This window comes from Rhodococcus sp. P14, assembly GCF_000256505.1.
Lineage (GTDB): Bacteria > Actinomycetota > Actinomycetes > Mycobacteriales > Mycobacteriaceae > Rhodococcus > Rhodococcus ruber.
The window spans coordinates 1-7859 of the sequence record NZ_AJFC01000323.1 but is presented as its reverse complement, the minus strand read 5'-3'; the positions used below and the strand labels follow the sequence as shown (position 1 = coordinate 7859).

At 66.5% G+C, this 7859-nt stretch carries 8 protein-coding genes; all 8 read right to left on the bottom strand.

Annotated elements, in window-relative coordinates:
• The coding region (locus OEY_RS0123135) for a citrate/2-methylcitrate synthase (protein WP_043805757.1) at positions 1 to 449 on the bottom strand (449 nt) is incomplete at its 3' end.
• A 204-nt stretch (positions 450 to 653) separates the two neighbouring features.
• Entirely contained in the window at positions 654 to 1853 is a 1200-nt protein-coding gene (locus OEY_RS0123130; RefSeq protein WP_010596140.1) for an acetyl-CoA C-acyltransferase, read from the bottom strand.
• A 46-nt stretch (positions 1854 to 1899) separates the two neighbouring features.
• Positions 1900 to 2637 carry an SDR family NAD(P)-dependent oxidoreductase gene (locus tag OEY_RS0123125; protein WP_010596139.1) on the bottom strand — a complete coding sequence of 246 codons (738 nt, stop codon included), beginning with the start codon at positions 2635 to 2637 and terminating at the stop codon, positions 1900 to 1902.
• Positions 2637 to 3665, bottom strand: a complete 1029-nt coding sequence (locus OEY_RS0123120) for a phosphotransferase family protein (RefSeq protein WP_010596138.1) — start codon at positions 3663 to 3665, stop codon at positions 2637 to 2639. Before OEY_RS0123120 ends, OEY_RS0123125 begins: the two co-directional genes overlap by 1 nt.
• Entirely contained in the window at positions 3662 to 4870 is a 1209-nt protein-coding gene (locus OEY_RS0123115; protein WP_010596137.1) for an acyl-CoA dehydrogenase family protein, read from the bottom strand. Before OEY_RS0123115 ends, OEY_RS0123120 begins: the two co-directional genes overlap by 4 nt.
• A gap of 116 nt (positions 4871 to 4986) precedes the next feature.
• Positions 4987 to 5787 (bottom strand): enoyl-CoA hydratase-related protein, encoded by an 801-nt coding sequence (locus OEY_RS0123110; RefSeq protein WP_029540186.1) that lies wholly within the window; start codon positions 5785 to 5787, stop codon positions 4987 to 4989.
• A gap of 9 nt (positions 5788 to 5796) precedes the next feature.
• A complete protein-coding gene (locus tag OEY_RS28980; protein WP_010596135.1) occupies positions 5797 to 7605 on the bottom strand; it encodes an acyclic terpene utilization AtuA family protein in 1809 nt (602 codons plus the stop codon).
• On the bottom strand, positions 7602 to 7859 hold a 258-nt coding region (locus tag OEY_RS0123100; RefSeq protein WP_010596134.1), incomplete at its 5' end, for a biotin/lipoyl-containing protein. The genes OEY_RS28980 and OEY_RS0123100, both read right to left, overlap by 4 nt.

Here is a 7859-nt window from a genome sequence, read left to right as displayed (position 1 = left end):
TCGATGCGCTTCTGCGGCACGGCGGGCTGGTAGATGCCGCGCGCGGACTGCGCGACGTAGGACAGTGCCATCACGGCGGCGCGGGCGAGATTCTCGCGGGCGGTGGCGTCGTCGATGTCGAGGAGCGGCTCGAAGCCCCAGATCGGGGCGAGCATCGCCAGGCCGGCCTGGACGTCGACGCGGACGTCGCCGGTGTGGATCGGCAGCGGGAACGGCTCGGCCGGGGGCAGGCCCTGGCCGAACTTCCCGTCGACCAGCAGCGCCCACACGTCCCCGAACGTCACCCCGCGCGTGACGAGGTCCTCGATGTCGACGCCGCGGTAGCGCAGCGAACCGCCGTCCTTGTCGGGTTCGGCGATATCACTGGTGAAGGCGACCACGCCCTCCAGTCCGCTGACAAAATCTATGGGGACCGCTGCGCGGTTGGAAGGTTCGGTGACAGTCGTCATTGGTGTCGTCCCTCGAATGTTGTTGTGCGGGCGTGCTCTATCCGTGGATTCCCCGGTCTTGGGGTGACGTGCGCCGGGTCGCAGGATCAGGGTGTTGCTCTGACTGCGGCCACCGTTGAGGCCCTGCATCAGCGCGTGTTCGGCGGACGGCAAGTGGCTGCACACCGGGTGCCATGACGGTGATGGCAGAGCTGGATGGCGACGTCAGGCGATTTCGAACAGCCCGGCAGCCCCCATGCCGCCGCCGATGCACATGGAAACGACGGCGTAGCGCACGCCTCGGCGTTGGCCTTCGATCAGGGCGTGACCGACCAGGCGCGCCCCGGTCATCCCGTACGGGTGTCCGACCGAGATCGCGCCGCCGTTGACGTTGAAGCGTTCGGGATCGATGCCGAGTTCGTCGCGGCAGTACACGGCTTGGGACGCGAAGGCTTCGTTGAGCTCCCACAGTCCGATGTCGTCGACGGTGAGACCGTGTTCCTTGAGCAGTCTCGGGATCGCCAGTACCGGCCCGATGCCCATCTCGTCCGGACGGCACCCGGCCACCGCGATGCCGCGATAGACTCCGAGGGGCTGTAGTCCACGCCGTTCAGCCTCTTTGGATTCCATCAGTACCGATGCTGATGCACCATCGGACAGTTGGGAGGAGTTGCCTGCCGTCACGGTGGCTCGGACGGACACCTGACCGTCCGGCAGCACCGGTGCCAGCGCGGCCAGTCCCTCAAGGGTGGTCGAGGGCCGGTTGCCCTCGTCTTGGGTCAGGGTCACCCGGCTCTCGATGGTTCCGCCGGACACCCTGTCGGTCACGGTTTTGATGGTGTCCAGAGGAACGATCTCTGCGTCGAACCGGCCGTTCTCCTGAGCGCGGGCTGTGCGCTGCTGGGACAGCGCCGCGAACTCGTCTTGACGCTGCCGGCTGACGGTGTAGCGTTCGGCGACGATCTCGGCAGTGTGCAGCATGGGCATGTAGATAGCCGGCGCGTTGTCCTCGAGCCAGGGGTCCAGTGCCCGGTAGTAGTTCTGTTTGTCGTTCTGTACCAGGGAAATCGATTCGATGCCGCCGCCTACCGCGACGTTCATGCCGTCGCAGACGATCTGTTTGGCTGCGGTGGCGATGGCCATCAATCCCGAGGAGCACTGCCGGTCCAGGGTCATGCCCGAGATCGAATCCGGTAGGCCTGCCCGCAGAACTGCTTGACGAGCGATGTTGCCGCCCGTCGAGCCCTGCTGCAGGGCACACCCCAGGATGACGTCCTCGATCTCGCTTCCGTCGAGTCCTGCCCGCTGAACGGCGTGCGTGAGAGCGTGGGCCGCGAGCTGCTGGCCCTGGGTGTTGTTGTATGCGCCGCGGTACGCCTTTCCTATGGGGGTCCGGGCGGTGGAGACGATGACTGCTTCACGCATGGCGGTACTCACTTCGGTAGGTCGATGGGGTCGTCGGATCGGGCTGTCAGGCGTGGTAGCTGCTCGTTCCGGCGCGGCCGACGACGATGTTGGGGACCACCGCGCGGGGGGACAGGCGCAGCAGTGCGTCGACGAGTTCGACGATGTCGCCGACTTGAATCATCGTCTCGGGTGGGATCTGGTCATGGATCCAGGTGGCCATGTCGGTGTCCACGAAGGCGGGTGCGATCGCGGTGGCTGTGACACCGTGAGCGGACTCTTCCGCATTCAGGGTTTCGATCAACGAGATCAGTGCGGCCTTCGTCGCCCCGTACACCGCGAGCCCCGCTTCGGCGTAGACACCGGTGATCGATGCCAGCGCAACCACCTTCGAACCTCGTGCGGGGTCGGTCGCCGCTGCGGAGCGTAGCAATGGCAGCGTTCGCTGCAACAGGGTCAGGGGGGCTCGCAAGTTGACGTCGATGGTCGTGTCGAACCGCCGCATGGGGTAGGCGTCGATGGTTCCGGAGGATCCGAACCCGGCATTGAGGACCAGCGCGTTGAGGGTGTCGAACCGGTCAGCGTGGGCATGGACCAGTTGCTCCACCGCCGCTGGATCCGCCAGGTCACCGGCCGCCGCGACGACCTCTTTCGCCCCTGCTGCCCGCAGGTTGTGGGCGACGGCCTCGAGCCGCTCGGGATCACGGGCGCTGATCGTCAGGCCGTAGCCCTGCTCGGCAAGACGGGTGGCGATGCCCAGCCCGATCCCGCGTGAGGCGCCGGTGATGAGTGCACTGGTGCCCATCAGTTCTTTCCTTTCAGGGCGCGAAGACCCGCCGCGATGAATTCGGGTACCGACTCGCCCGCCTTGTCGAAGCCGTCCCCGACGGTCGCACCCGCCCGGTAGCGGTGATTGATGCCTTCGGCGATGACGGCGAGTTTGAAGTTGGCCAGCGCCAGATAGAAGTTCCAGTGCACCAGTTCCCGGCCCGAGGCGAGCGTGTACCGCTGGGCGATCTCGTCGGCCGACGGCAGCCGCGAACTCGTCCATGCGGCGGGTTCACCGATGACGAGATCGAACACCGGGTTCCGGTAGACGCACATCAACGCGACGTCGGTGAGCGGATCACCGAGGGCAGAGAGTTCCCAATCCACTACCGCAGCCACCCGGCCGGCATCGCCCGAATCGAGGATGGTGTTGTCGATCCGATAGTCGCCGTGCACGATCGAGGCCTCCGACTGTGCGGGAATCGTGTCGGCGAGACCCGCGTGCAACCGGTCCAGATCGGGAGAGTCGTCGGTTTTCACCCGGCCCCACTGCTTTGCCCACAACGCCACCTGCCGGGCCACATACCCGTCCGGTCGGCCGAACTCTCCGAGCCCGACCGCGTGGTAGTCGACGTTGTGTAGGGCGCCGAGGACCTGGACCAGTTCGTCGATGCAGGCGTCGATGTCTTGGTCACTGAGCTCGGCAAGGTCCGTCTTGGTCCGGACGACACGTCCGTTGACGTGTTCGACGAGGGTGAACGGGGCACCGAGCACGGATACGTCCTCGCAGAGCATGATGGTGCGCGCGACGGGGACGCCGGTGCCCTGCAGCGCCGAGGTGATCCGGTATTCGCGGGCCACGTCGTGCGCGGAGGGCGTGAGCCCGGCGGTGGGTGGCCGGCGCAGCACCCATCGGGAGGAGCTGTCGAAGACGGCGTAGGTGAGATTGGATTTGCCGCCGGAGATCAGGTCGGCCCGCAGTTCGCCGTCGATTTTCACGCCGGAGTCGCTCAGGTAGGAGCGCAGGTCGCCGAGATCGAGTCCTCGGTGCTGGGTAGCGGTCATGTCGCGGTCTCCCTGGCCGCCTTCTTCGCTGCAGCGATGGCCCGTTTGGCGATGGCCCAGCGGTGTACCTCGGAGGCCCCGTCGTAGATGCGGAATCCTCGCACCTCACGGGAGAGTCGCGCGAGCGGAAGGTCGCCGGACACCCCGAGTCCGCCGCACATCTGGATCGAGCGGTCGACGATCCGGAAGATCGCCTCGGCGGCGAAGGTTTTCGCGATGGAGGTGGCGTTGCTCGCGTGCCCACCCTGATCGAGTTCCCAGCAGGCCTGGGTCAGCAGCGTGCGGGTGGCGGCGATGTCGATCTCGTTGTCCGCGACCATGTGCTGGATCATGCCGAGATCGCCGAGTTTGCCACCGAACGCTTCCCGCTCGGCGACGTGTGCCACCGCGATGTCGTGGCCGCGGCGCGCGGCTCCGAGCCAGCGCATGACGTGCGTCATCCGTGCCGGTCCGAGCCGGACCTGCACGTAGCGGAATCCCTGGTCGACTTCGCCGAGTACCCCGCTGTCGGGAACGAACAGGTCCTCGAAGAACACCTCGCAGTGACCGCCGATCATGGACTTGTCGAGGGTGTCGATGTGTCGACCCACATTCAGGCCGGGTACGTCGGCGGGGGTGATGAACATGGTGGCGCCGCCGCGGTCGCCTGGTTGCCCGGAGGTGCGGGCGAAGATGATGAAGAATCCGGTACCGTCCGCGCCGGTGATGAAGTACTTGTGTCCGTTGATTTTCCACCCGCCGGATACTTTCTCGGCGCGGGTGGTCAGTGCGGTCGGGTCCGATCCGGCTCCCGGGGACGGCTCGGTCATCGCGAATGCAGATCGCAGGTCGCCGCGGGCGAGGGGGGCGAGGAACTGTTCTTTTTGTTCCGGGCTGGCGATGTGGTCGAGCATGTGGACGTTGCCTTCGTCGGGTGCGGCGATGTTCAAGGCCACCGGTCCGAACAGGGAGTATCCGGCTTCTTCGAAGATGGGTGCGCGGTCGGTCATGTTCAGCCCGAGGCCGCCGTATTCGACGGGCGCATGGGGGGCGAAGATCCCCGCTTCCTTGGCCGCCTTCTGCAGTTCCACCCGCAAGGTGTCACCGCCGGCGGCGGTGATGTCGCCGTGGTGCTCGTCCTCGACGGGCAGCACCAGATCGCGGGTGAACGCTCTGGTCTTCTCGACCAGGGCGGTCACCTCCGGTGAGTGGGAAAGTTCGATCACTGGGAACTACCTCCGTATGGCACACGATGACCGCATACGGGGCCTGGGCGGCCGCCCCGGCCGTTTGGTCATCGTCTGTCCTTGAATCGATGGCTGAATGAGTGTGAGGGGCTCGGTCAGGTCGAACTGTCGGCGTCGGCGGCCGGGACCCACGCGGGCGGCCGCTTCTCGGCGAAGGCTCGGATCCCTTCCCGCGCCTCCGGCGAGGCGAAGTACCGGGCGGTGAGGTTCTGCATCTGTGCGAACTGGTCGGACAGGGTTGCACTCGGTGGATGTAGTAGCTGCTTGACGCCGGCCAGGGCCTGGGGGGAGCCGAGTTGCAGTGTGCGGGCGAGCCCGGCGACTGTGCTGTCGAGGTCCTCTGCGGCGGTCACCTCACTGACCAGGCCGATACTCGCCGCGTGATGCGCATCGAATGTTTCCCCGGTGAGGAACAGCCGCTGCAGGGCCGGTGGCAGTACTCGCAGCCGCAGCGGTATCGAGATGATCGAAGGAATCACCCCGATCCGGACCTCGCTGAATCCGAAGGTAACGGTGTCGGCGGCGATTGCGAAGTCGCAGGCGGCGACGAGCCCGATCCCGCCGGCGCGGGCAGGGCCGGCGAGCCGCGCCACCACGGGTTTCTGCGAGGTCATCAGCTTCTCGAGGACCGCGATGAGTTCACCACCGGACTTGGTGGTGTCCGCGCTGCGCGCCTCTTTCAGGTCGGCGCCTGCGCAGAACACAGACCCGGTGTGCGTGAGAACGATGACGCGTGTCGACTCGTCCCGCAGTGCCTCCTCGAGCAGCTGCAGCAGCTCGGTTCGTAGCTGCGCGGAGAGCGCATTGCGGTTGTGTGGTGAGTCGAGCGTGATGGTGGACACACCGCGCTCGGTGGTGAGGTGCACCAGTTCGGTGGTGGTGTTCAAAGGGGACATGAGCCTTCCTTACACTGTTTCGGTGGCGACGAGTGCATCGGGCATCTGCCCGTCGGCCGGCAGTAACACGGTGGGGATGTCGAGGTGCTTGGCGCGCACGTACTCGCCGAGTCCCTTTCCCTGTGAATCGAGGTCGAGGTTTGCGGCCACTCCGCGGCCGAGTAGGCCGACGATGGTCACTCCGCAGGCGCGCAGGTGCGGCAGCTCCCACATCCGCAGGTGGCAGTCCGCTGCCTCGGGGATCAAAGCACGCACCGCGTCCTCGGTCCACCACGAGCGCAGCCATCGGTGCGCGTCGTTGTCGCGGGCCCAGACACCCAGTGTGGCGTTGCCTGCCTTGTCGCCCGAGCGGGTGCCGAGAACGGTGCCCATCGGCAGGCGGACGGTCGGACCGGGAAGCGGTTCGGCCGGACCCGTGGTGATGTGCTCGAAAGGTGGAACTTCCGGTTCGGTAGGGGCCGGAGGAACGTCGGTGATGTTTCCTGCCAGGGTGACTCGCTGGTGGAACATGCTGGCGGGCATCAAGGTCGGCCAGAATACGGAGATTTCGCTGCCCGGGGTGGGCGGGGCGGTAAAGTACAGGCCGGGGTAGCTCGCCAATCCGGTCTCGATCGCGGCGCGGGGAAAGGCGCCGACCTTCTCCCGGGACGGATCGGTCACTGCAATCGTCAACAGCGCGACTGCCTCGGTCATCGTCGCAGGGTCGGGTCGATCGGCGCGCAGCAAGCGGGTGGTGACATGTTGAAAGGCCTCCTTTCCGCCGGGGATTGTCGCCCACAATGCGCTTTGGGCGAGGTTGGCTTTCGCGTCGATGTTCGTTCCGGTGAGCACGAAGGTCACCTCGTTGCGCCAGCCACCGGAGACCAACGCACCGACCTTAACGGTGGCGGGGGCGGGTTCACCTCGGACACCGGAGATTCGGACTCGATCATCGCCGACCTGGTCGAGCTGGACGGTGTCGAGGCGGGTGATCACGTCGGGGTTGGCGTAGCGGGGTCCGTCGATCTCGTAGAGCAACTGCGCAGTCACCGTTTCCACGGTGACCTGACCGCCGGTGCCGTCGTGTTTGGTGATGACGGAGGAGCCGTCGGCGGCGATCTCGGCGATGGGGAAGCCGACGTGGTCCATGCCGGGGACCTCGGAGAAGAAGGAGAAGTTCCCCCCGGTTGCTTGCGCCCCGCACTCGATCACATGCCCCGCGGCGACCGCTCCGGCGAGGGCATCCCAGTCGGTGCGAGACCAGCCGAAGTGCCAGGCGGCGGGCCCGAGAATGATCGCGGCGTCGGTGACGCGACCGGTGATCACGACGTCGGCGCCGGCGTCGAGGGCTTCTTTGATGCCCCACCCACCGAGATAGGCGCTGACGACGTCCGGGTCCTGGCCGATCTCGGAGAACGGCTGACCGGTGTCGAGATGCAGTGCTTCCCAACCCTGCTCGCGAGCACGGCTGAAGGCGTCGGTGGCGTCGTCACCGTCGACGACCGCGACCCGCACCGACCGGCCCGCGCGTTCGGCGATGCGTGCTACCTGCTCGGCGCAGGCATGGGGATTGAGTCCGCCGGCGTTCGAGACGATCTTGATGTGCCGGTCGAGGCAGGAGTCGAGTACCTCGTCGAGTTGCTGGACGAAGGTGCGGGCAAACCCGTTGTCGGCGTTGCGTTTGCGCTGTTTGACCAGGACGCCCATGGTCAGCTCTGCGAGCCAGTCGCCGGTGAGGACATCGATGGACCCGCCGTCGACCATCTCGCGTGCCGCAGCGAGGCGGTCCCCGAAGAAGCCGGAACAGTTGGCGATTCGTAGGGGTTGGTGCGTGCTCACGGTTGATCTCCCGCTGCCAAAGTGATGAGGACGGTGTGCGCGTCGACGTATTGGCCGACCGTGACGTGGATCTGCTCGACCGTTCCGTCGACGGCGGCCGTGGCGGGATGTTCCATTTTCATGGCCTCGATAACGACCAACTTCTGGCCGGCGGTGACCGTGTCACCGACCTCGACGGCGATGTCGACCACGGTGCCCGGGATCTCGTTGACCGGGCCGAGAGCGGACGCGGTCGCGTCACCGGGATCGGGGAG